Below are 22,304 nucleotides of genomic sequence, written 5' to 3'. Positions count from 1 at the left end.
CTCTAGGATGGAGCGCCGCGTTCGGAATAGGGTGGAGAGGCGATGCAAGAAGATGTCGCATGGCCATAACTTGTGGGACTTGACTGCGCGAATTTGCAGGAACGTTCCTAGGCTGGTACGCCCCTTGCTATCACTGTTTCCAGGCTGTGCGGCCCCACTTCCGGTAACACTCTACCGACCCCATCCGGAAAGCTGTACCGGAAGTGGCGCCACCAAAGCCTTGGGCTGCTTCAGGGCCCGTCGTGCCGGCTGCGGTCAACAGTCGGTGCGGCGGGCCTTCGCCTTCACGCAATGATCCCTTGATAACCCGTTCCAGCGCGCAAGACCTGCGCGCTCGAAGGTGTGTTCGCGGCTTGGCGAAGGATTTTTCGCAGGCCGTCTAGACTCACTTTCAGGTCTCCATCCCGTTTGTTGTCTTGCTGGTGCCTCACGAGGGTACGGCGGTGGAACCGGGACTCCAAAACACTAAAAAAGCAACGGAGAAGATCGATGAAGATGGTGAAATCCACCCTGGCAGTGCTGACCACCGCCGCTGTGTTCGGTGTCAGCGGGCTTGCCCACGCCGGCGCCACCCTGGATGCCGTGAAGAAGAAAGGCTACGTGCAGTGCGGTATCAGTGACGGTCTTCCCGGCTTCTCCTACGCCGACGCCAAGGGCCAGTACAAGGGCATCGACGTCGATGTCTGCCGCGCCGTGGCGGCTGCGGTGTTCGGTGATGCGACCAAGGTCAAGTACAGCCCGCTGACCGCCAAGGAGCGCTTCACCGCGTTGCAGTCCGGCGAGATCGACATCCTCTCGCGCAACACCACCTGGACCAGCTCCCGCGACAGCGCCATGGGCCTGAACTTCGTCGGCGTGACCTACTACGACGGCCAGGGCTTCCTGGTGAACAAGAAGCTCGGCGTCTCCAGCGCCAAGGAACTCGATGGCGCCACCGTGTGCATCCAGGCCGGCACCACCACCGAGCTCAACCTGTCCGACTACTTCCGCTCCAACAACCTGAAATACACCCCCATCACCTACGACACCTCCGACGAAAGCGCCAAGTCGCTGGAATCCGGCCGTTGCGACGTGCTGACCTCCGACCAGTCGCAGCTCTACGCCCAGCGCATCAAGCTGGCCGCGCCGGATGACTACGTGGTGCTGCCCGAAGTGATCTCCAAGGAGCCCCTCGGCCCGGCCGTGCGCCAGGGTGACGAGGAGTGGTTCGACATCGCCCGCTGGACGCTCTTCGCGATGCTCAACGCCGAAGAACTGGGCATCAACTCGAAGAACGTCGAGGAACAGGCCAAGAGCACCAAGAACCCGGACGTCGCGCGCCTGCTCGGCGGCGAGGGTGACTATGGCAAGGACCTCAAGCTGCCCAAGGACTGGGCGGTGCAGATCGTCAAGCAAGTGGGTAACTACGGCGAGATCTTCGACCGCAACGTCGGCGACGGCAGCGAGCTGAAGATCAAGCGTGGCCTCAATGCCCAGTGGAACAAGGGTGGTCTGCAGTACGCACCGCCGGTGCGCTGACCTGACCCAATCCGGCGCCCGGAGTCTGGGCGCCGGACTGTTTCGAACGACGTGAAGCCCACCGGGCGGTCGCGGGCGTAGCCCCGTGGTCGCCCGGCGGCCTTCCGAGAGGGCTTACATGCAGAATTCCATCAAGGCCCAGCGCCCGCGGGGGGTATCGCTCAACGATCCCGTCGTGCGCGGCTGGGCGTTCCAGATCATCGCCGTCATCTGTGTGGTGGCGGTCGGCTGGTTTCTTTTCGACAACACGCAGACCAACCTGGCCCACCGCGGCATCCAGTCCGGTTTCGGTTTCCTCGACCACAGCGCCGGCTTCGGCATTTCCCAGCACCTGATCGACTACAGCGAAAGCGACACCTACGGACGGGTGTTCATGGTCGGCCTGCTGAACACGCTGCTGGTCACGGTGGTGGGGATATTCTTCGCTACCATCCTGGGCTTCATCCTCGGTGTGGCGCGGCTGTCGCCCAACTGGCTGATCCGCAAGCTGGCGACGCTGTACATCGAGACCTTCCGCAACATCCCGCCGTTGCTGCAGATATTCTTCTGGTACTTCGCCGTGCTCGGCCCGCTACCCGGGCCCAGGCAGAGCATCAGCTTCGGCGACCTGTTCTTCGTCAACAACCGTGGCCTGCAGATGCCCGCGCCGGTCGCTGCGGATGGCCTCGGCCCGTTCATCGTCGCGGTGATCCTGGCACTGGTTGGCTGGGTGGTGATCTGGAAGTGGGCCAAGGCCCGCCGCCATGCCACTGGCAAGGATTTCCCGGTATTCCTCAGCGGCGTGGCGCTGCTGGTGGTGTTGCCGGGGCTGGTGTCCCTGGTGGCCGGCGCGCCATTCCACTGGGACGTGCCGGTGCTGCAGGGCTTCAACTTCCGCGGCGGCTGGGTGGTGATCCCTGAACTGGTGTCGATCGTCCTTGCCCTGTCGGTCTACACCGCCGCCTTCATCGGCGAGACGGTCCGCGCCGGCATCCAGGCGGTCAGCCACGGTCAGACCGAGGCCGCCGGTTCCCTTGGGCTGCGCCCCGGCCAGACCCTGCGCCTGGTGATCATCCCGCAGGCGCTGCGCGTGATCATCCCGCCGCTGACCAGCCAGTACCTGAACCTGGCGAAGAACTCCTCGCTGGCAGCCGCCATCGGCTATCCGGATATGGTCTCGCTGTTCGCCGGCACGGTGCTCAACCAGACCGGCCAGGCCATCGAGACCATGGCGATCACCATGAGCGTGTACCTGGCCATCAGCATCAGCATTTCGCTGCTGATGAACTGGTACAACAAGCACATCGCGCTGGTCGAGCGCTGATCCGTATAGAGAGCAGAGAACTTCATGACTACTCATACTTTCAAGCCCGACCTGCCGCCACCGTCGACGAGCGTGGGCGTACTCGCCTGGCTGCGTGCCAACCTGTTCTCCAGCTGGTTCAACACGCTGCTGACATTGGTCGGCATCTACCTGGTCTACCTGATCGTACCGCCGCTGCTGGAGTGGGCGATCATCAAGGCCGACTGGACCGGCACCACCCGCGCCGACTGTTCCCGCGAGGGCGCCTGCTGGGTGTTCATCGGTTCGCGCTTTGGCCAGTTCATGTACGGCTTCTACCCTGAGGAACTGCGCTGGCGCGTGGACCTCACCGTGCTGTTCGTGGTGTTCGGCGCGGCGCCGCTGTTCCTCAAGCGCTTCCAGTACAAGGTGAAGTACGGCCTGGGCTTCCTCGTGGCGCTGCCGATCGTGGCCTACTGGCTGCTGCATGGCGGCTTCCTCGGCCTGGAAACCGTGCCCACCAGCGCCTGGGGTGGCCTGATGCTCACCGTGGTGATTGCCGCGGTCGGCATCTGCGGGGCGATGCCGCTGGGCATCCTGCTGGCGCTGGGGCGGCGTTCGAAGATGCCGGCGATCAAGGTCATCTGCGTGACCACCATCGAGTTCTGGCGCGGCGTGCCGCTGATCACCGTGCTGTTCATGTCCTCGGTGATGCTGCCGTTGTTCCTGCCCGAAGGCATGAACCTCGACAAGCTGCTGCGGGCCATGGTGATGGTGGTGCTGTTCGAGGCTGCCTACATCGCCGAGGTGGTTCGCGGCGGCATGCAGGCCATTCCCAAGGGGCAGTACGAAGCCGCGGCTGCCATGGGCCTGGGTTACTGGCGGACCATGGGCCTGGTGATCCTGCCGCAGGCGCTCAAGCTGGTGATTCCCGGCATCGTTAATACCTTCATCGCGCTGTTCAAGGACACCAGCCTGGTGATCATCATCGGCCTGTTCGACTTCCTGAATAGCATCAAGCGCGCCACCGCGGACCCGGCCTGGCTGGGCATGGCCACCGAAGGCTATGTCTTCGCGGCAGTCGTCTACTGGATTTTCTGTTTCAGCATGTCCCGCTACTCCATGCACCTGGAGCACAAGCTGGACACCGGCCACAAGCGTTAGGAGTTCATCATGTCTGAAGCCACCAACAAGACCGCGCAGCCGGCCATCGGCGATCACGTGATGATCACCATGAAGGGTGTGAACAAGTGGTACGGCCAGTTCCACGTGCTCAAGGACATCAACCTGGAGGTCAAGCAGGGCGAGCGCATCGTGCTCTGCGGGCCGTCCGGTTCGGGCAAGTCCACCACCATCCGCTGCATCAACCGCCTGGAGGAGCACCAGCAGGGCAGCATCGTCGTCGATGGCACCGAGCTGACCAACGACCTCAAGCAGATCGAGGCGATCCGCAGCGAAGTCGGCATGGTGTTCCAGCACTTCAACCTGTTCCCGCACCTGACCGTGCTGCAGAACTGCATCCTCGCGCCCATGTGGGTGCGCAAGATGCCCAAGCGCCAGGCCGAGGAAGTCGCCATGCATTACCTGGAGCGCGTGCGCATCCCGGAGCAGGCCCACAAGTTCCCCGGCCAGCTCTCCGGCGGCCAGCAGCAGCGCGTGGCGATCGCCCGGGCGCTGTGCATGAAGCCGAAGATCATGCTGTTCGACGAACCGACCTCGGCACTCGACCCGGAGATGGTCAAGGAGGTGCTCGACACCATGATCGGCCTGGCGCAGAGCGGCATGACCATGCTCTGCGTGACCCACGAGATGGGCTTCGCCCGTACCGTGGCGAACCGGGTGATCTTCATGGACAAGGGCGAGATCGTGGAGCAGGCGCCGCCGGACCAGTTCTTCGACAACCCGCAGTCGGACCGCACCAAGCTGTTCCTCAGCCAGATCCTGCATTGACTTCGGAGCAAGTGAACCCTCTCCCCAGCCCTTTCCCTGAAGGGAGAGGGTGCCGTTCGGCGCGCGTGGCGAGAGCGGTGTCATCCTGACGTTCTGCAACGTTTCCGGCGGAAACTGGAGTTCGCTCCCGCTCGGATAATCCCCTGTCCCTTCGGAGCGGGACGCGCAGCCAGGGGCAGGGAAAGGACAACCGCACGCCATAGTCCGCTACTTGTTCGCACGCTCGTCTCCCGCGATGGCGAGCCCCCGGCGCAACGGCGTATGCTGCCGATTCCACCGCCACAAGGTGCGCATCGCGAAACCGGCTGAACTCGGCCGCCCCATCGGTGTTCCCATGTGCAGTGGTTTGTCAGGGATGGGCTAACGTTTGAAGTAGCTCGCCTGCATCCGCCGTTAAAGGAAGAGAGCCGACGTGAACCTGATCCTATCGCCAATGAACCTCAGCAAAGCCAAGGCCTGGGGCGCCCACGCGGTGACCTCCAGCGGTGTCATCCTCGCGCTGCTCGCGCTCCTGGCGCTGGTCGACAACAGGCCGCAGGCCTGCCTTCTCTGGCTGGGCGTGGCGCTGCTGGTGGATGGCCTGGACGGCACTCTGGCACGCAAGTTCGACGTCAAGGCGGTGCTGCCACACTTCGATGGCTCGACCCTGGACCTGGTGATCGACTACCTCACCTACGTCTTCATCCCCGCGATCTTCATCTACCGCTACGTGCCGCTGCCGGTGCACACCGAGCTGCTGGCGGTCGGGGTGATCCTGGTGTCCTCGCTGTTCTGCTTCTGCAACGTCAACATGAAGAGCAAGGACAACTACTTCGTCGGCTTCCCGGCCGCGTGGAACGTGGTGGCGGTGTACTTCTTCGTGCTCGAGCTGCACCCCTGGGTCAGCTTCGTCACCGTGCTGGTGCTGGCTGCGTTGACCCTGACCCGCATGAAGTTCCTGCACCCCTTCCGCGTACGCCAGTTCATGCCGCTGAACATCGCCGTGACCTTCGTCTGGATGCTCAGCAGCGCGCTGCTGATCCTCCAGCAGCCGATCGACCAACCCTGGTTGCTGGGCCTGTGGTTCGCGGCTTCGGCTTACTTTGTCGGCGTTTGCGTGTGGCGTACGGCGATGGAATGGTTCCACTGAGATACCACGTGTAGGAGCGAGCTTGCTCGCGAACCGCCCGGCACTGAAGCTGCCGGAAGATGGTTCGCGAGCAAGAACTAGGCGTCCCCCTCGCTCCTACAGCTCCCGCAAGTCCTAAGCCTGCCGCCCCAGCATCCGCTGCCGGAAAGCCCCCGGCGTCTCCCCGCATACTTGCTTGAACAGCCGCGCGAAGCTCGCCCGGTCGGCGTAGCCGACATCACTGGCGATGCGCTCCAAAGAGCGTCCCGGATCGCCCAGCGCTTCCTGTGCCGAAGCGATACGCAGGCGCTGCACGTAATCGTTCGGTGACATTCCCACCTGCTCGCGAAAGCGCCGCAACAGCGTGCGCGTGGAGCAGTGCACGCGCTGCGCCAGGCTGGAGAGGTCGAAGGGTTGCGCATAGTTGTCTTCCAGCCAGGCCAGCAGCGGCTCCAGTGGCGAACCGGCCGGCAGCGGGTCGGGTAAGAGGGGAGTAAAGCGCCGCTGACGGCCTCGCCCGTGCTCGAACACCAGGGTCGCCGCCGCGCGCCGCGCCAGGGCGGCGCCGGCATGGCGCTCGATCAGGAACAGGCACAGGTCCAGCCCGGCCTGGGCGCCCCCGGAACAGAGGCGGCCGTTGTCGTCGGTGCACAGGGCGTCGATGTCCAGCCGCACCTGTGGATAGCGCTCCCGGAATGCCGTCTCCAGCGCCCAATGCGTGGTGGCGCGACGACCATCCAGCAGGCCGGCTTCGGCCAGCAGGAAAGCGCTGCTGCACAGGCTGCCAAGCTGCACGCTGGCAGGGGTGCGACGTAGCCAGGCAAGCAATGGCTGATTGGCGGTGAATGTGGCGTCGATATCCGCGCCGGTGGCGGGAATCAGCAGCAGGTCGCAGCCGGCGGCGAGATCGAGCCCGCCCTCCACCGCCACGCGGCCGAAGGACAGGTCCACCGGCTCACCCTCGGCACTGACCCGCAGTACCTCGAAGTGGCGCTCGCCCGCCAGGCGGTTGGCGAGGTGGAAGCTGTCCATGGCCAGGCCAAGGCTGGAACACAGGGTTTGCGGGCAGACGAACAGGGCTATCCTGAACATGGCGTCTCACTGTGCTCGTGTAAGAAACTTGGCGCTATTGATCATAATGTTGTCCATAACGCCAATCGTGTCCAGTCGAGTCTCTGTGGATACTGCGTCCATTGCCCACCGACACGAGCGCACCATGGCCCATCCCAACGCCCAGTTGATCGAACGTTTCTACCAGGCCTTCCAGCGCCGCGACGGCGAAGCCATGGCCGCCTGCTACAGCGTCGATGTGCAATTCAGCGACCCGGTCTTCACCGACTTGCACGGCGCCGAGGCCGGGGACATGTGGCGCATGCTCACCGCTCGCGCCCAGGACTTCTCGCTGACCTATGAGGGCGTCGAGGCGGATGGGCAGCGGGGTTCGGCTCGTTGGGTGGCGTCCTACACCTTCACCCAGACCGGTCGGAAAGTGACTAATCACATCCGGGCACATTTCCACTTTCGCGACGGATTGATCTGTCAGCACGTAGACAGCTTCGACCTCTGGAGGTGGTCGCGCCAGGCCCTCGGCGCCAAGGGAGCCCTGCTGGGCTGGGCGCCGCCGGTGCAGGCGGCGATCCGCGCGCAAGCCGCGAAAGGCCTCGCGGCCTACCGCGCACAACGAGCAGGGAAAGCCTGATAGAGGGCTTTCGGGCTCGCCCGTGGCGGCGGGATAGGCTTAAATGACAGGCGACTGAGAACCGGACGCCGCCATGATCACTCTTTTCCAGTTCCCGCCCGCCTTCAACGTGCCCAACGTCAGCCCCTTCTGCCTGAAGCTGGAGACCTTCCTGCGCCTCGCCGGACTGGAGTATCAGGTCAAGCCTGTGATGGACCCGCGCAAGGGGCCCAAGGGCAAGCTGCCGTTCATAACGCTGGACGGCAAGGCCATCGCCGATACGGCGATCATCATGCGTACGCTGCAGCAGTACTACGAATTCGACCTGGACGCGGGGCTTGACGCCCGTGGCCGCGGTTGGGCGGTATCGATCACCCGTCTGTGCGACGAGCACCTGGTGCCGCTGCTGGTGTACTTCCGCTGGCTCGACGAGCAAGGCTTCCGCCAGGTGAAAGACGTGATGTTCCGCGGCATTCCCGCACCGCTGCGCCCGGCAGTGGGCATGCTGATGCAACGCAAGATCCGTGGCGACCTGAAGGGCCGCGGCCTGATGCGCCATAGCCGCGACGAGTTGCTGGGCTTCGCTCGCGATGACCTCGAAGCCCTGGATGGCATGCTCGGCGACCTTCCGTACTTCGGCGGCGCCCAGCCGTGCAGCGCCGACGCCGCCACCTACGGCGTGCTGGCCAACCTGATCCTCAGCACCCTGGAAACGCCGCTCAACGACATGGCGCGCAGCTACGAACGCCTGGTCGGCTACTGCGACCGAATGCAGGCGCGGGTCTGGGCGTCGTGACCGCGGCCGAACCCAAACCCTGGTTCGTCTACCTGGTGCGCGCCGAGAATGGCGCGCTCTACTGCGGCATCAGCGACGACGCCCAACGCCGATTTGAAACCCATCGCACCGGCAAGGGCGCGCGCTTCTTCCACTCCAGCCCGGCCCAGGCGCTGGTCTACGTCGAGGCCTGCCCCGGCAAGGGTGACGCCCTGCGCCGTGAGCGCGCGATCAAGGCGCTGTCCAAGAAAGCCAAGGAACACCTGGTGCTGGCCAATCCGTTCGCCATCAACGCCGTGGATGTCGTCCCATCCGAGGGATGAGGTAGGACTCGCGCGAAGCACGGGTTAAGCTGCCGGACCACTTTGCGGCCGCTGGAGCCCACCATGTCCGAGCTGATCCTGCACCACTACCCGACTTCGCCGTTCGCCGAAAAGGCGCGCCTGATGCTGGGCTTCAAGCAGCTGCCCTGGCGCTCGGTGACCATCCCGCCGCTGATGCCCAAGCCGGACCTGATGCCGCTTACCGGTGGCTACCGCAAGACGCCGGTGCTGCAGGTCGGCGCCGATATCTATTGCGACACCGCGCTGATCGCCCGCCGCCTGGACCAGGAAAAGGCCGTGCCCGCCCTGTTCCCGGAAGGCCACGAATTCACCGTTGCGAGCTTCTCGCTGTGGGTCGATTCGGTGGTGTTCCAGCACGCGGTCAGCCTGGTGTTCCAGCCCGAATCCATTGCCATGCGCTTCGGCAAGCTGCCGCCGGAATTTCTCAAGGCCTTCGTCGCCGACCGCAGCCAGCTGTTCAGTGGCGGCACGGCCAGCAAGCTGTCGGCCGAGCAGGCCAAGCACCAGTGGCCGACCTTCATGGCGCGGGTCGAGGAGCAACTGGCCCGTGAAGACGGCGATTTCCTGTTCGGCGAACCTTCGGTAGCCGATCTGTCCCTCGCCCACTGCCTGTGGTTCGTCAAGGCCACGCCGGTCACCTCACCGCTGGTGGACGCCTACCCGGCAGTCAGTGCCTGGCTCGCTCGTGTATTGGGCTTTGGCCATGGTGCGCCGAGCGAAATGAGCAGCGAAGAAGCCATCGCCGTGGCGCGCGACAGCCAGCCCGCTGCAGTGCCCCAGGAAGACTTCGTCGATCCCAACGGCTTCACACCCGGCCAGCGCGTGGTGATCGCCGCCACCGACTACGGCTGCGATCCGGTGGAAGGCGAACTGGTGCACGCCGGGCTGGAAAGCCTGATCCTGCGTCGCGAAGACCCGCGCGCAGGCATCGTTCACGTGCACTTCCCGCGTATCGGTTTCAGCATCCGCCCGGCCTGAGCCCGGCGGGACCGGGGCACTGCCGCGTCACCGGGGTGCGCAGGCGTGGCAGGTTCTCGGCCATTTCGCGGAAGTGCTGCAGGCGCTCGTAGCAGAGCGCCATTTCCCCGCTGTTGCTGTTGTACCAGGCATCCGGTGCGCCGCAGCTGACCAGTTGGATCGTCAGCGGACGCGGCGGGCGGAACAGGCGGAACACCTCGTCCACCATCCGTTGCAGATGATCGCCGTCACGTAGCAGGGCGATCAGCGGCAGCGTCGCATCGCGGTCCACTGCCGGCGCGTCGTAGTTCAGACGCAGCGCGGCGCGGTGCTGGATCGACGAATGCCGTCGCGCGTGGCGAATCCACTCGAACGCCTTGCTGGCCTGCTGGAACTCCTGGTCGCAGTACACGGCACGTTCGTAGGGCAGCCCGGTCAGGGGTGGCAGCCAGTCCAGGCGCGCCATGTCGCTGCCGTAGAGCAGGCAGGCGATGTTGTAGTAGCGCTGTTCGTCCAGCGGATGGCTGTCCCAGGCCAGCACCTGGTCCGGCGGCGGCTTGGGGGTCTGCCATTCCAGGCGCCAGTAATCGGCGATGTCCAGCAGGCGCGCGTCCACCTCGTCGCGCGGCAGCTTCGCGTAAAGGCGGAACAGCAGGATGAAGCCGAGCTGGTCCGCCGCGTCCTCCTCGCGTCCGAGCACCGGAAGGTCGTACTCGGCGATCAGCATGTGCCCCATCTCGTGCATCACGCTGAATTCGGCGTTGGCCAGCACGAAGCGCGCGACGTTGGGCGGGAGCGGCTGCGGCGTCGGGTCAGCGAAAAGGAGGTTGGCGCAGAGCAGCAACAGCAACGCGAGGTACGAGCAGTGCATCCGGGGATGCCCGGAGAGCGGGGACGCTACGACAGTGACGGCGTACAAGGCGGGCATGGCGGCCACCGCGAGCGAGAGGCGCCTGACTTGACTCTAGCAGCCGCACCGCGCGGGCTGCGGGGCGTTTTGTCGGAAGTCCGTGCAGCGCTCGTTTGAGCCCTCTGCCCTGCAGGTTCGCGAGCAAGAACTGGGCGTCCCCCTCGCTCCTGCAGCTCGCCGGAGTGCCCAGTGGGCTTTTTGCAGGAGCGAGCTTGCTCGCGAACCGCCCTGTGCCCAATCGTCACCCACAAAAAAGCCCATCGCGAGATGGGCTTTTTTGTGGGTGAAAAACCGTCAGTCCTTGCGGCGCTTGAGCTGGTCCTGCAACTGCGTCGGCAGGCCGCGGATGATCAGCATGTCGCGCTCCTCGTCGTACTCCACCTTGCTGCCCAGCAGGTGCGCCTCGAAGCTGATCGACAACCCCTCGGCACGGCCGGTGAAGCGGCGGAACTGGTTGAGGGTGCGCTTGTCCGCCGGGATTTCCGGCGACAGGCCGTAATCCTTGTTGCGAATGTAGTCGTAGAAGGCGCGCGGCGCCTGGTCGTCCATCAGCTCGGAGAGCGCGTCCAGGGCCATCGGCTCGCCGATCTTCGCCTGGCTGGTGGCGTAGTCCACCAGTACGTCGGTCTTCTCGCGGGCCTGCTCTTCGGGCAGGTCTTCGCTTTCCACGAAGTCGCTGAAGGCCTTGAGCAGGGTGCGAGTCTCGCTCGGCCCGTCGACGCCCTCGGTGCAGCCGATGAAGTCGCGGAAGTAGTCCGAGACCTTCTTGCCGCCCTTGCCCTTGATGAACGAGATGTACTGCTTGGACGTCTTGTTGTTGCGCCACTCGGAGATGTTGATCCGCGCAGCCATGTGCAACTGGCCCAGGTCCAGATGGCGCGACGGGGTGACTTCCAGCGCCTCGGTGACCGCCACGCCTTCGCTGTGGTGCAGCAGGGCGATGGACAGGTAATCGGTCATGCCCTGCTGGTAATGGCAGAACAGCACGTGGCCGCCGGTGGAGAGGTTGGACTCCTCCATCAGCGTCTTCAGGTGTTCCACCGCCTGCTTGGAGAAGGCGACGAAGTCCTTGCCGTTGTCCAGGTACTCGCCCAGCCAACCGCTGAACGGGTAGGCGCCGGACTCGCCCTGGAACAGGCCCCAGGCCTTGTTCGGCTTGGCGTTGTAGCTCTCGTTGAGGTCGGCCATCAGGTTCTCGATGGCCTGGGAGTCGCCCAGCTCGGCATCGCGCGCATGCAGCGTCGCGGGGTTGCCGTCGGGCTTCTTGTCGATCAGGTGGACGATGGCGTGGCGAATCGGCATGGCGGACCCGGATGTTCAGTGCCGGCGCCGCCGCACGCATCGAAGCGGCGGCGGGGCGGGCGGATTGGAAAACGCCAGAGTTTACCCGACAAGGCGCCGGGATGCGCGACGCCGATCAGTCCGCCGCCGGTGCCAGCCCCTCGTCGCGCTCGCGCCGATTGCGGCGCAGCTGGCGCAGGCGGCGGATCACGTAGTTCAGGTGCAGGTGCAGCTCGTACAGCTCGTTGTAGTAGGACAGCGGCACCTCGACCTTGGCCAGCTCGGCTTCCAGTTGTTCCAGGCGTTCGATTTCGGTGCTCAGCTCGGCGCTGCCGGTACGTTCGTCCAGGCGTCGGTCGATTTCGCGCAGGTAACGGTACCAGCGGTAGATGCGCGCGCGGATGCGCCAGCGGTACAGCGGGCCGATGGATTTGAGCAGCGGGATAAGGATGGCGATGAAGGGAATCAGCAGGATGATGTAGCGGTCCGCCAGCGAGGCGATGCGGAACGGCAAGAAGCGCTGCAGCAGCGGCGGACCATTCTTGTAGTAGCGCTCGGCGTCTTCCTGCAGCGCCAGGGTGCGCGGCTCGGCGCTGGGGAAGGCGCCGGCCGGGTCGAGCAGGGTGCCGCTCTTCATCACGGCTCGCGCGGCTTCCAGGATCAGCGGAGTGAGCGCCGGGTGGAAGTCGCCATTGACCACCAGGGTGGCAACCGGCGAAAGCGTAGCGAGGTTCTGGTCGGGCACGTTCTGCGCGAGGTTCAGCAGGCCCTCGCTGACATCGACGCGCTTGAGAAAGGGAATCCGCGCCTCGTACGCGTGGGCACGGCGAAAGCCGGTGAGCGTGAGCTCGGGGCTGGCCGCCAGGCGCTGCACCAGCGGGTTCTCCGCCGGGCCGACGAAGAAGGCCGCGTCCAGCTGGCCGGCCAGCAGTTCGTTGGCCACCGCATTGCCGCCGCGCGCCTGCCAGCCTGCCGGCAGGGGCTCGGTGGGAATCTCGTTGGCCTTGAGGATGGCCTGGGTCACCGCTTCGGTGCCGCTGCCTTCGCCACCGATGGCGACGCGCAAGGCGAGCAGGTCGGCCAGGCGGTCGATCTTTGCCTCGCGGCGCTGGAACAGCCATAGCGGCTCCTGGAACATCGCGCCGAGGGTTTGCAGGTGCTCGCGCTGCTTGGGCTCAAGCTGCTGCTCCTGGCCGCTCTGCACCAGTGCCAGGTCCACACCGCTCTTGCCGTCCAGCAGCTTGCCCAGGTTCTCCCGCGAGCCGGCAGTGCGCACCAGTTGCAGGTCGAAGCCCTGTTTGGCCAGTTCCTCCTTCAGGCGCTGGCCGAACACCGCGTAGCCGCCGCCCGGCGCACCGGTGGCCAGGGTCGCGCTCATCGGCGGCGGCGGGGCGACGAAGTAGAAGACGGCGGCGACCAGTGCGGCCAGCACCGGCACCAGCCAGAGGTTGGCGCGGACCAGGATGGCGAGGTCCTTGAGCATGTTCAGAAGGCGTTGCATGGGAAGTCCTTGTGACGACGTGCTGTCCTGAAAAGATAGCCAGCCTGTGCGGCGGCGGCCGGCGAATACGCCCTCGATGGAGCTTGAACCGCTATCATCCCCAGCTTCGAAATACGGCTGCGGACTTCACGGCATGCGCATTCTCCATACCTCCGACTGGCACCTGGGCCAGCATTTCATGGGCAAGAGCCGCGAGGCCGAGCACCAGGCGTTCTGCTCCTGGCTGGTCGAACAGGTGCGCGAGCAGGCCGTGGATGCGGTGATCATCGCCGGTGACATATTCGATACCGGCGCGCCGCCCAGTTATGCGCGCGAACAGTACAACCGCTTCATCGTCGAGCTGCGGGACACTGGCGCGCGCCTGGTGGTATTGGGTGGAAACCACGACTCGGTGGCGATGCTGGAGGAGTCCCGCGACCTGCTCGCCTGCCTCGAAACGGAGGTGATCGCCGCGGTCGGCACCGACCTCGAGCGCCAGTTGCTGGTGCTGCCGCAACGTGACGGCCAGCCCGGCGCGATTCTCTGCGCGATCCCCTTCATTCGCCCACGCGACGTGCTCACCAGCCTGGCCGGGCAGAGTGCGCAGGACAAGCAACTGGCGCTGCAGCAGGCGATCCAGGCGCACTACCGCGAGTTGTTCGAGCGCGCCGAGGCGCAGCGCGACGCCCTCGGCCGGCACCTGCCGATCATCGCCACCGGTCATCTCACCACCGTGGGCGCGAGCGCCAGCGAGTCGGTGCGGGAAATCTATGTCGGTACGCTGGAAGCCTTTCCCACCAGCGCCTTCCCGGCGGCGGACTACATCGCCCTTGGCCACATCCACCGGCCGCAGAAGGTCGGCGGCCTGGAACACATCCGCTACAGCGGATCGCCCATTGCGCTGAGCTTCGACGAGGCCACACAGGGCAAGGAAGTACTGCTGGTGGACCTGGATGACAGTGGCCTGCGCAGCGTCACCGCGCTGCCGGTGCCGCGCTTCCAGCCGCTGAAATCGGTGTCCGGCAGCCTTGCCGAACTGCCCGCCGAACTGGCCCGCGTCGCCCGCGAAGGCAGTGCGGAGCAACCCGTCTGGCTGGAAGTCATGGTGCACACCGATGACTACCTGACCGATATCCAGCTACGCGTCGAGAAGCTTTGCGAAGAGCTGCCGGTGATCGTCCTGCGCACCCGCCGCGAGCGCGGCACCGCGCAGGCGGCGCTGTTCAGCGAAGCGAAGGAAACCCTCGACGAGCTGAGCCCCGAGGATGTGTTTCGCCAGCGGCTGGACGCCGAGGACCTGGACGCACCGCTGCGCGAACGGCTGACCGGGCTCTACCGACAGGTCGTCGCCGACCTGCAGGAGGAGCGCTCGTGAGAATCCTCAGCCTGCGTCTGAAGAACCTCAATTCGCTGAAGGGCGAATGGAAGATCGATTTCACTGCCGAACCTTTCGCCGGCAACGGCCTGTTCGCCATCACCGGGCCGACCGGAGCGGGCAAGACTACCTTGCTCGATGCCATCTGCCTGGCGCTGTACCACCGTACGCCACGCATGAGCGTGCTGTCGCAGAGCGGCAACGAGCTGATGACCCGGCATACCGCCGACTGTCTCGCCGAAGTCGAGTTCGACGTGAAGGGACAGCCCTATCGCGCCTTCTGGAGCCAGCGTCGCGCCCGCGACAAGGCCGAGGGCGCGCTGCAGGCGCCGAAGGTGGAGCTGGTGCGCATCGACCGCGCCACCGGCGCGGGGCAGATCCTCACCGACAAGATCAACGACAAGCTCAAGCAGACCGAGATCCTCACCGGCCTCGACTTCGAACGCTTCACCAAATCCATGCTGCTGGCCCAGGGCGGGTTCGCCGCCTTCCTCGAGGCCAACGCCAACCAGCGCGCGGAGTTGCTGGAGGAACTGACCGGGACGGAAATCTACGGCCTGATTTCCCAGCGCGTCTTCGAGCGCACCCGTGAGGTTCGCGGAGCGCTGGACCAACTGCGCGCCCGCGCCGATGGCTTTGAACTGCTCAGCGCCGAACAGCGCAGCGAGTTGGAGCTGCAGGGCCGCGATGCTGCGGTGCAGGAAGCGGCTTTGCAGGCGCAGCAGTCGGCTCTCCAGGCGCAGCGTCGCTGGCGCGAAGACCTCAGCCGCGCGCGGCAGCAGGTCGAGCAGGCCGGCGCAAAAGAATCCGCTGCTCGCGAGGCGCTGGAGCAGGCGCGACCCGATCTGCAGCGCCTGGCGGACAGCGAGCCCGCTGCGCGTCTGCAGCCATTGCACCAGGCCTGGCGAAGCACTCGGGAGAATGTCGAACAGGGCCGCACGGCGCTGGAGGACAACCTCGCTCAGCAGGCGCTCCGGCGCGAAGAGATCGCCCAGGCGCTGTGGGCGGCGAACCAATATGCTCAGCAGGCGCTGGATGCCTGCGAGGGCGAGCGCAAGGCCCTTGGCGAGCAGCGGCAGGAGCTGCAGGCGCGCCTGGCGCAGTACCCGCAGCGAGCGAAGCTCGGTGAGCTGCTCGGCGGCTGGCGGGCACAGTTCGCCCAGCGTTCGCGCCTGGCCCAGGCCATTGCCGACTTGCAGCGGCAGGCGCAGACGGCCGACCAGGCATTGCAGGGCGCGACGACACAGCGACAGACCCTGCAAGGCAACGTCGCTTTCATGCAGCAGCAGGTCGAGTCGGCAGGCGCACAGGAGGGCCAGCATCAGCAGCAGCTCTCGGCGTTGCTGGGTGGAGCTACCGACGGTGAGCTGCGTGAGCGGCTGCAGCAGGGGCAATTGCACAGCCGTGGGCTGGACCGCCTGGAGCAACTGGCCCGGGCCCGCGCCGAGGCCGCCGCGCAACTGGCGCGCTGCCAGCCGGAGCTGGAGGCGCTGCATCAGCGAAAGGCCGAGCGCGAAACGGTTATCGTCGCGTTGCGCGAGCGTTATCAGACGACCAAGCAGCAGGTTGCCGACAAGGAAAAGCTCCTGCAGCAGGAACAGCGCATTCACCAACTGGAACACCTGCGTGCGCAGTTGCAGCCCGGCGAGGCGTGCCCATTGTGCGGCTCACAGGAACACCCGGCGGTGGCGGCCTACCAGGCGCTGGATGTGTCCTCGACACAGGCGGCGCTGGAGCAGGCGCGCCAGCAATTGGCCGAGCTGGAAAGCGAGGGCATTGCCCTGCGTGGTGAGCTGGCCGGGCTGGACGCACAACTGCAGCAGGGACAGCGCCAGCTGGACGACGCGCGAGCCGCGCTGGCACAGCATCAGCAGGCATGGCAGCAGCAGTGCACGGAGCAAGGAATCGCGCTGGACGACGACCAGCAGCTCCGCGCCGAACGTGAGCGCCACGAGGCCGCGCTGACGGCATTGCAGCAGCAGCTGAAAACCCTGGAAGAGCACCGGCACCAGCTCCAGCAGGCACAACAGCAACGCCAGCGCGCCGAGCGCGATCACGCCGAGGCCGTGCAGCAACTGGCGCTGTTCGACCAGCAACAGACTCATGAACGCCAGCGCCAGGAAGAGCGCGCGCAGCAGCTCGCGACCCAGCGCGCGGACCTGTTACAGCAGGACCAGGCGTTGGCCGCCACACTCGGCGAGCTGGGCTACAGCGTGCCGGAAGACGGCGAGCAGTGGCTGACCGAGCGCTCGGCCGAGTGGCAGCAATGGCAGCAGGACCAGCAGCGCAGCCAGGAACTGGCAGCGGCTGAGCGTGATGCCGAACAGGCTGCCCGCATGGCGCAACAGCTCGCAGCGCAATGGCAGCAGCGCTGGCAGGCCGCCGGCTTCGATGCGCGCCAGCCGCTGGTGATACAGGCGGCGCCGCAGCAGGCTCTGATGCAGGCGGAGGAGCAACTGGCCGCCGCACAGCGCCAGGCCGACGCCTTGCAGGGCCGTGAGCAGTCGCTGAGCGAGCGGCAGGAGCAGGAGCAGGCACGTCTCGCCGAGCACCTGGCAAGCTGGCAGCAGGCTCTGGCGGCGAGCCCCTTTGCCGACGAGTCGACCTATCTTGCCGCGCTGCTGGACGATGCCCAGCGCAGCGAGCTCAGCCAACTGCGCCAGCACCTGGAAACGGCAATTACCGAAGCCGTCACCCTGCGTGCCGCTGCTGCGCAGGATGTCGAGCGCTTGCAGGCAGAACCCCACGGCGAACTGCCGCTGGAGGAACTCGACCTGCAATTGCAGGCGCTCGCTGCGCAGTTGCGCGAGCTGGGTCAGCGCCAGGGCGAAATCCGCGCCCAGTTGCAGGGCGACGACAACCGTCGCGCCAGCCAGCAGAGCCTGTTCGCGGATATCGCGCGGCAGGAGGAGGAGCACGTCCTCTGGCAGCGCCTCAACAGCCTGATCGGCGCCTCCGACGGCGCGCGCTACCGGCGCTTCGCCCAGGGCCTCACCCTCGATCACCTGGTGCACCTTGCCAACCGCCAGTTGCAGCGCCTGCATGGACGCTACCAACTGGCTCGGCGCAGCGATGGCGAGCTGGAGCTGGAGGTGATGGATACCTGGCAGGGCGACACGGCGCGCGACTGCAAGACGCTGTCCGGGGGCGAGAGCTTCCTGGTCAGCCTCGCGCTGGCGCTGGCGCTGTCCGACCTGGTCAGCCACAAGACCAGCATCGACTCGCTGTTCCTCGACGAAGGTTTCGGCACCCTCGATGGCGAGACCCTGGAGGTCGCGCTGGATGCCCTCGACAGCCTCAACGCCACGGGCAAGACCATTGGCGTGATCAGCCACGTCGAGGCACTGAAGGAGCGCATTCCGGTGCAGCTCAAGGTGCACAAGGGCGTTGGCATGGGCTACAGCCAGCTCGACCAGCAGTTCCGATTCGACCCGGAGAAAGCCTGATGGGCCTCTCCGTGCGCTACTGCGAAGAACCGGATCTGCCTGACTGGATCGAGCTGCGCCTGCAACTCTGGCCGGGCGATCATGCAGACGCGTTCGTTGCGGAGGCGCGGGACATTCTCGCGCAGCCGCAACGCCACGGCGCCTGGCTGGCCCGCGACGAAAAGGGCAGGGCGCTGGGGCTGGCGGAGGCTTCGGTGCGCAGCGAATACGTGAACGGTACGGAAGGCTCGCCGGTGTTGTTTCTGGAGGGCATCTACGTCCGTGAAGACGCCCGCCGGCAAGGCGTGGCGCGGGCTCTGGTAGGCGTGGTGCAGGCTTGGGGCTGTGCCCGCGGCTGCGCGGATTTCGCTTCCGATGCGGCGCTCGACAATACCGACAGCCATGCTCTTCATCTCGCCCTGGGCTTCATCGAAACCGAGCGTGTCGTGTACTTCAGAAAGCCGCTGCGGGGTTGATCCACATCAGGCGGAACGCGAGCGCGGCACTGCGGTCAACTTGCAATCGACGTCAGGCGAGATAGGCTCAAGACCGCGTAAGTCAGCCGCTCCCGCCTGGGTCGGCATCCACAGGTATCGTGATCTTTCGTAGAGGTGATTGGTGATGAAGAAATCCGCATCGGCTCCGAAGAAACCCGCAGCGGCCAAACCCGCCGCGAAGCCGGCTGCGAAAGCGGCCAGCAAACCTGCCGCAAAACCGGCCGCTGCCAAGCCGGCCGCCAAGCCCGCTGCCAGCAAACCCGCTGCCGCGAAGACGGCTGCTGCCAAGCCTGCCGCCTCAAAACCGGCTGCTGCCAAGGCCGTCCCGCGCCGTGCGCCCGCGCTGGCCACGCCGTCTGACCTGAGCAAGAACGCTACCCGCGATTTGTCTGCGGCGCTCAATCGCCTGCTGGCGGATGTCTTCGCGCTGTACCTGAAGACCAAGAACTTCCACTGGCACGTGAGCGGTCCGCACTTCCGCGACTACCACCTGCTGCTGGATGACCACGCCACCGAGATTTTCGCGATGACCGACGCGATTGCCGAGCGCAACCGCAAGATCGGCGGCAACACCATCCGCTCCATCGGTCACATCGCGCGCCTCAAGCGCATCCTCGACAACGATGCCGAGTTCGTGCAACCGCTGGACATGCTGGCCGAGCTGCAGGAGGACAACAAATCGCTGACCTCCTACATGCGCGAGGTCCATGGCCTGTGCGACGAGTACCACGACATCGCCACTGCCAGCCTGATCGAGAACTGGATCGACGAGACCGAGCAGCGCACCTGGTTCCTCTTCGAGACCAGTCGCCGTGGTGATAACACCGGGCACTGATCGGTACGACAAGAAATACCAAGGCCGCCTTCGGGCGGCCTTGTTCTTTGTGGGAGCGAGCTTGCTCGCGAACCGAGTCACATCGGGCTCACCGGCAGGATTGTTCGCGAGCAAGCTCGCTCCTACAGGTCAGGGCTGGCTCTGCCAGAAGGTCGAGAATTCCTCGAAGGGATAGCGCTCGCCGTCGAAGCTGACGGTCTTGCGTACAGCCCTTGAGGCGCCGACATTCTCACCCGCCGACTCGCGCTGCACCTTCGAGGTGACGATCAGGTCGGCATAGCCGTGATGGACTTCCTGGCCCATCGACAGGGTGAGTTGCGAGCGTTCGATGATCGTGCGCCGATCGCTGCAAGTCTGGCCCTCCAACGTCGTCCACTGCCGCAGGTAGGTGCGGAAGACTTCCTTGAGCTTGGCGCCCTGCGGCGCGTAGAGGCTGAAGTCGTCGTAGGACCAGGCGTCCGGGCAGCTCGCGCCGCGCGCCACGCTGCCAATGACCAGGCCGAAACCGCGCACATCCGGCGCCAGGCGATAGCGGGCGGTGTCGAGCCACAGGCTGGAGCTGTCGATCTCCACCATGGCGTCCTCGCCGATGCTGTCGTCGACGCGCGTCACCAGCTTGCCGCTGGCCGTGTCGAACTGGCCGACCAGCAGGTTCAGGTTGCGCTCGCCGGGCTCGCTCTTGTCGTCCGCCGTGCTGTAGGCGACTGCGACCACTTCGAGCTTCGGATCATCCGGCCAGGCCTTGCAGGCAGCAGCGACCACCGGCGTTGCCGCACCGGGCTCCGGCGCCTGCCAGCCCTGCTGGCCGAGCAGCCCGGCCAGGGTCTGCAGGGTGGCGTCGTCGCAGGGCTGTGCGGTGCGCTCCGCTGCGCCAACGCTACCGGCAAGTACCAGCAGCGCGGCGCAGGTCCATTTCCCTATGGGGTACATCAGTGGCTCCTTGTGCGGGCGGAGGATCAGCGACCTTCGCTGTCCTTCCACTTGTTCATCAGGGTGTTGGAAACCTGGCTTTCGTCAAGCAGCTTCTTCGCCGTCTCCACGCCGGCCACCGGCAGGCCGGCAGGGTCGAGCAGGCCGATCTGTACCAGTACGCTGGCCTGGTCCCAGTAGATGTGTTCGTGGCACAGCTTGTCGCCGCGGAAGCGGATCACGCCGAGCATGGGGATTTCCACGTACTTGCCGGTAGGCGGCACGCCGGGGAGCATCCAGTCGATCTCGGTGGAGTGGGTGAAGCACATGACGAACTCGTCCACCACCTGCAGCGCGCCAACGGTGCGGGAGATCGGCACCAGCTTCATGTCCGGCGGATTGCCGTGGACGAAGTGGTTGCGGTAGAAGCGCGCCAGTTCGTCCTGGCCGACGCCGCCGGTCATGGTGGGAATGTGGTTGACGTAGGGTTGGGCGACCATGGTTGCCATGGTGGCGGGCACGTCGCGGGCGGCGAATTCGTGGTGGATGTGGTCTTCCCAGAGTTTCGACAGGTCGAAGTCCGGGCCGATCTCGCGCTTGAGCGCGCCGATGCTGCGCTCGTGGGCCATCAGCGCGGCGGGCTTGTCGAAGTGCATGCCGTTGGGGCGGGCGAAGGCGTGGTCGACGCCGGGGTAGCTGTAGATCTCCGCCTTCGGCAGTTTGCCCAGCACCTCGCCGATGGCCGCGCGGGCGTTGGCGTCGCAATACACGTCCTGCTCGGCGAAGTGCAGCACCAGGCGACCCCGGATGTTCTGCGCCTCGTCCAGCATGTGCTCGATGCCCATGCCGTAGTAGCCGACCGAGCAAGCCGCGTCGGTGCGCGCGGCGGTGAGGTAGGCGAGCTTGCCGCCCAGGCAGAAGCCGACGTAGCCGATGCCGCGATCTTCCACTTCCGGCAGTGCGCGCAGGGCGTCCATGGCGGCGGCGATGTCGTCCACGCCCTTGTCCACGTCGAAGCGCTGGAACAGGCCGATGGCCTGGCCGAACTCGGCCTCGCTGTAGCCCAGTTCGAGGTTGGGCTGCAGGCGCCAGAACAGGTCGGGTACCAGGGCGACGTAGCCTTCCTCGGCGTAGTTGTCGGCGATGCTGCGCATGTTGGCGTTGACGCCGAAGATCTCCTGGCCGATCACCACGCCGGGGCCACGCCCGCTGGCCGGTACTGCGAGATAACCGCTGAAGCTGCCGCTGCCGTCACGCGCGGCGATGCTGATGCTCTTGCCCATGTTCCTTGTCTCCCAGGCTCGTTGTTGTGTTGTTCTGGCGCGGCATAGGGTGCGTGCTGACGCGCCTTCTGCCAAGTGGCCGATGGTGCGATGGCGGTTGACAGCATGCCGCTGCGGGACCACAACTCGGGTTCGGATCTCGCGTTCCCATGCAAAGGAGGACACCCACGATGCTGCTGCGCGCCCAGGCTTCGACCCTGCTGATCATCGACATCCAGGAACGCCTGTTCCCGGCCATTCACGCCAACGAGTCGGTGCTGGAACAGAGCGCCTGGTTGCTGGCCATCGCGCGGCGGCTGGGCGTGCCGGTGCTGGCCACCGAGCAGTATCCGCAAGGGCTCGGGCCGACGCTGCCGGCGCTGCGCGACGAGCTGAGCGAGGGCGAAGTGCTGGAAAAGATCGCCTTCTCCGCCGTCACCGATCCTGGCCTGTTGCAGATGCCTGGCGGCGATCGCCGGCAGTTCGTGGTGTGCGGCACCGAGGCGCATGTCTGTGTGCTGCAGACGGTCCTCGGCCTGTTGGCGGAAGATCGCGAAGTGTTCGTGGTGGAGGAGGCGCTCGGCTCGCGTCGTCCGCAGGACAAGGCGCTGGCGCTGGAGCGCATGCGTCAGGCCGGTGCGGTGGTCGTCTCGCGGGAGATGGTCGCCTTCGAGTGGCTGGAGCGTGCTGGGACAGAGATCTTCCGCGAGATCAGCAGGCAGTTCATCCGCTGACCTCC

At 65.8% G+C, this 22,304-nt stretch carries 20 protein-coding genes; 14 read left to right on the top strand and 6 right to left on the bottom strand.

The annotated features are described in order from the left end of the window. Positions 1–489: 489 nt before the first annotated feature. The 5 genes from RS899_RS20460 to pcsA all read left to right on the top strand — a co-directional run bounded on the left by RS899_RS20460 (position 490) and on the right by pcsA (position 5,858). On the top strand, positions 490–1,518 hold the full coding sequence (locus tag RS899_RS20460) for an amino acid ABC transporter substrate-binding protein (protein WP_024767153.1): 1,029 nt from the start codon (positions 490–492) through the stop codon (positions 1,516–1,518). A 118-nt stretch (positions 1,519–1,636) separates the two neighbouring features. Next, a complete protein-coding gene (locus RS899_RS20455; protein WP_315807938.1) occupies positions 1,637–2,821 on the top strand; it encodes an amino acid ABC transporter permease in 1,185 nt (394 codons plus the stop codon). Positions 2,822–2,845: 24 nt separating this feature from the next. Then, positions 2,846–3,943: an amino acid ABC transporter permease gene (locus RS899_RS20450; RefSeq protein WP_054909121.1), complete on the top strand. Its 1,098-nt coding sequence runs from the start codon at positions 2,846–2,848 to the stop codon at positions 3,941–3,943. A 9-nt stretch (positions 3,944–3,952) separates the two neighbouring features. Continuing rightward, positions 3,953–4,729, top strand: coding sequence for an amino acid ABC transporter ATP-binding protein (locus tag RS899_RS20445; protein ID WP_045210647.1), 777 nt, complete (start codon positions 3,953–3,955; stop codon positions 4,727–4,729). 433 nt (positions 4,730–5,162) lie between these two features. After that, positions 5,163–5,858 carry a phosphatidylcholine synthase gene (gene pcsA, locus RS899_RS20440; RefSeq protein WP_139092987.1) on the top strand — a complete coding sequence of 232 codons (696 nt, stop codon included), beginning with the start codon at positions 5,163–5,165 and terminating at the stop codon, positions 5,856–5,858. Between the two features lie 114 nt (positions 5,859–5,972). On the opposite strand, the gene RS899_RS20435 is transcribed toward pcsA, so the two are convergent. Then, positions 5,973–6,929, bottom strand: a complete 957-nt coding sequence (locus RS899_RS20435; RefSeq protein WP_315807937.1) for a GlxA family transcriptional regulator — start codon at positions 6,927–6,929, stop codon at positions 5,973–5,975. Positions 6,930–7,053: 124 nt separating this feature from the next. Between RS899_RS20435 and RS899_RS20430 the strand changes: the two genes are divergently transcribed. The 4 genes from RS899_RS20430 to RS899_RS20415 all read left to right on the top strand — a co-directional run bounded on the left by RS899_RS20430 (position 7,054) and on the right by RS899_RS20415 (position 9,612). Further along, complete coding sequence (locus tag RS899_RS20430; protein ID WP_315807936.1) at positions 7,054–7,536, top strand: nuclear transport factor 2 family protein; 483 nt, start codon at positions 7,054–7,056, stop codon at positions 7,534–7,536. Positions 7,537–7,609: 73 nt separating this feature from the next. Continuing rightward, the gene (locus tag RS899_RS20425; protein WP_054909117.1) at positions 7,610–8,311 is read left to right on the top strand and encodes a glutathione S-transferase C-terminal domain-containing protein; all 702 of its coding nucleotides are present in this window, start codon (positions 7,610–7,612) and stop codon (positions 8,309–8,311) included. Continuing rightward, positions 8,308–8,613, top strand: coding sequence for a GIY-YIG nuclease family protein (locus RS899_RS20420; RefSeq protein WP_054909116.1), 306 nt, complete (start codon positions 8,308–8,310; stop codon positions 8,611–8,613). Before RS899_RS20425 ends, RS899_RS20420 begins: the two co-directional genes overlap by 4 nt. Positions 8,614–8,676: 63 nt before the next feature. Next, positions 8,677–9,612 carry a glutathione S-transferase family protein gene (locus tag RS899_RS20415; RefSeq protein WP_233299048.1) on the top strand — a complete coding sequence of 312 codons (936 nt, stop codon included), beginning with the start codon at positions 8,677–8,679 and terminating at the stop codon, positions 9,610–9,612. Here the strand turns inward: RS899_RS20415 and RS899_RS20410 are convergent. The 3 genes from RS899_RS20410 to RS899_RS20400 form a co-directional block, all read right to left on the bottom strand. Then, complete coding sequence (locus RS899_RS20410; RefSeq protein ID WP_233299049.1) at positions 9,593–10,519, bottom strand: DUF4344 domain-containing metallopeptidase; 927 nt, start codon at positions 10,517–10,519, stop codon at positions 9,593–9,595. The genes RS899_RS20415 and RS899_RS20410 overlap by 20 nt on opposite strands. A 276-nt stretch (positions 10,520–10,795) precedes the next feature. After that, the gene (gene yejK, locus RS899_RS20405; protein WP_084359451.1) at positions 10,796–11,803 is read right to left on the bottom strand and encodes a nucleoid-associated protein YejK; all 1,008 of its coding nucleotides are present in this window, start codon (positions 11,801–11,803) and stop codon (positions 10,796–10,798) included. Positions 11,804–11,918: 115 nt separating this feature from the next. After that, positions 11,919–13,283, bottom strand: coding sequence for a TAXI family TRAP transporter solute-binding subunit (locus tag RS899_RS20400; RefSeq protein WP_233299051.1), 1,365 nt, complete (start codon positions 13,281–13,283; stop codon positions 11,919–11,921). Between the two features lie 133 nt (positions 13,284–13,416). On the opposite strand from RS899_RS20400, the gene sbcD reads away from it, so the two are divergent. The 4 genes from sbcD (at position 13,417) to RS899_RS20380 (ending at position 19,394) form a co-directional block, all read left to right on the top strand. Beyond that, positions 13,417–14,637, top strand: coding sequence for an exonuclease subunit SbcD (gene sbcD / locus RS899_RS20395; RefSeq protein WP_315807935.1), 1,221 nt, complete (start codon positions 13,417–13,419; stop codon positions 14,635–14,637). Then, the gene (locus RS899_RS20390) at positions 14,634–18,083 is read left to right on the top strand and encodes an AAA family ATPase (RefSeq protein WP_315807934.1); all 3,450 of its coding nucleotides are present in this window, start codon (positions 14,634–14,636) and stop codon (positions 18,081–18,083) included. Before sbcD ends, RS899_RS20390 begins: the two co-directional genes overlap by 4 nt. Then, entirely contained in the window at positions 18,083–18,538 is a 456-nt protein-coding gene (gene aac(6'), locus RS899_RS20385; RefSeq protein WP_233299054.1) for an aminoglycoside 6'-N-acetyltransferase, read from the top strand. The genes RS899_RS20390 and aac(6') overlap by 1 nt, the downstream gene beginning before the upstream one ends. A 145-nt stretch (positions 18,539–18,683) precedes the next feature. Beyond that, on the top strand, positions 18,684–19,394 hold the full coding sequence (locus RS899_RS20380; RefSeq protein WP_233299055.1) for a Dps family protein: 711 nt from the start codon (positions 18,684–18,686) through the stop codon (positions 19,392–19,394). A 129-nt stretch (positions 19,395–19,523) separates the two neighbouring features. On the opposite strand, the gene RS899_RS20375 is transcribed toward RS899_RS20380, so the two are convergent. Both RS899_RS20375 and RS899_RS20370 read right to left on the bottom strand, forming a co-directional pair. Further along, positions 19,524–20,324 (bottom strand): hypothetical protein, encoded by an 801-nt coding sequence (locus RS899_RS20375; RefSeq protein ID WP_233299056.1) that lies wholly within the window; start codon positions 20,322–20,324, stop codon positions 19,524–19,526. Positions 20,325–20,350: 26 nt separating this feature from the next. Further along, complete coding sequence (locus tag RS899_RS20370; protein ID WP_054909109.1) at positions 20,351–21,586, bottom strand: dienelactone hydrolase family protein; 1,236 nt, start codon at positions 21,584–21,586, stop codon at positions 20,351–20,353. 170 nt (positions 21,587–21,756) lie between these two features. Between RS899_RS20370 and RS899_RS20365 the strand changes: the two genes are divergently transcribed. After that, positions 21,757–22,299, top strand: a complete 543-nt coding sequence (locus RS899_RS20365; protein WP_315807933.1) for a hydrolase — start codon at positions 21,757–21,759, stop codon at positions 22,297–22,299. The last annotated feature ends 5 nt before the right edge of the window (positions 22,300–22,304 follow it).

The sequence above is a fragment of the Pseudomonas sp. C9-3 genome (assembly GCF_032392015.1).
GTDB classification, from domain to species: Bacteria; Pseudomonadota; Gammaproteobacteria; order Pseudomonadales; family Pseudomonadaceae; genus Pseudomonas; species Pseudomonas nitroreducens.
Note: the sequence above shows the minus strand (reverse complement) of the source record. Positions and strands in the feature narration are given on the sequence as shown.

Coding starts and splice junctions, on each gene's coding strand:
- RS899_RS20455 (WP_315807938.1), top strand. CDS start 1,637: ATGCAGAATTCCATCAAGGCCCAGCGCCCGCGGGGGGTATCGCTCAAC.
- RS899_RS20375 (WP_233299056.1), bottom strand. CDS start 20,324: ATGTACCCCATAGGGAAATGGACCTGCGCCGCGCTGCTGGTACTTGCC.
- RS899_RS20415 (WP_233299048.1), top strand. CDS start 8,677: ATGTCCGAGCTGATCCTGCACCACTACCCGACTTCGCCGTTCGCCGAA.
- RS899_RS20435 (WP_315807937.1), bottom strand. CDS start 6,929: ATGTTCAGGATAGCCCTGTTCGTCTGCCCGCAAACCCTGTGTTCCAGC.
- RS899_RS20460 (WP_024767153.1), top strand. CDS start 490: ATGAAGATGGTGAAATCCACCCTGGCAGTGCTGACCACCGCCGCTGTG.
- RS899_RS20380 (WP_233299055.1), top strand. CDS start 18,684: ATGAAGAAATCCGCATCGGCTCCGAAGAAACCCGCAGCGGCCAAACCC.
- RS899_RS20400 (WP_233299051.1), bottom strand. CDS start 13,283: ATGCAACGCCTTCTGAACATGCTCAAGGACCTCGCCATCCTGGTCCGC.
- RS899_RS20410 (WP_233299049.1), bottom strand. CDS start 10,519: ATGCCCGCCTTGTACGCCGTCACTGTCGTAGCGTCCCCGCTCTCCGGG.
- RS899_RS20370 (WP_054909109.1), bottom strand. CDS start 21,586: ATGGGCAAGAGCATCAGCATCGCCGCGCGTGACGGCAGCGGCAGCTTC.
- RS899_RS20425 (WP_054909117.1), top strand. CDS start 7,610: ATGATCACTCTTTTCCAGTTCCCGCCCGCCTTCAACGTGCCCAACGTC.
- RS899_RS20430 (WP_315807936.1), top strand. CDS start 7,054: ATGGCCCATCCCAACGCCCAGTTGATCGAACGTTTCTACCAGGCCTTC.
- RS899_RS20450 (WP_054909121.1), top strand. CDS start 2,846: ATGACTACTCATACTTTCAAGCCCGACCTGCCGCCACCGTCGACGAGC.
- RS899_RS20365 (WP_315807933.1), top strand. CDS start 21,757: ATGCTGCTGCGCGCCCAGGCTTCGACCCTGCTGATCATCGACATCCAG.
- yejK (WP_084359451.1), bottom strand. CDS start 11,803: ATGCCGATTCGCCACGCCATCGTCCACCTGATCGACAAGAAGCCCGAC.
- sbcD (WP_315807935.1), top strand. CDS start 13,417: ATGCGCATTCTCCATACCTCCGACTGGCACCTGGGCCAGCATTTCATG.
- RS899_RS20445 (WP_045210647.1), top strand. CDS start 3,953: ATGTCTGAAGCCACCAACAAGACCGCGCAGCCGGCCATCGGCGATCAC.
- pcsA (WP_139092987.1), top strand. CDS start 5,163: ATGAACCTCAGCAAAGCCAAGGCCTGGGGCGCCCACGCGGTGACCTCC.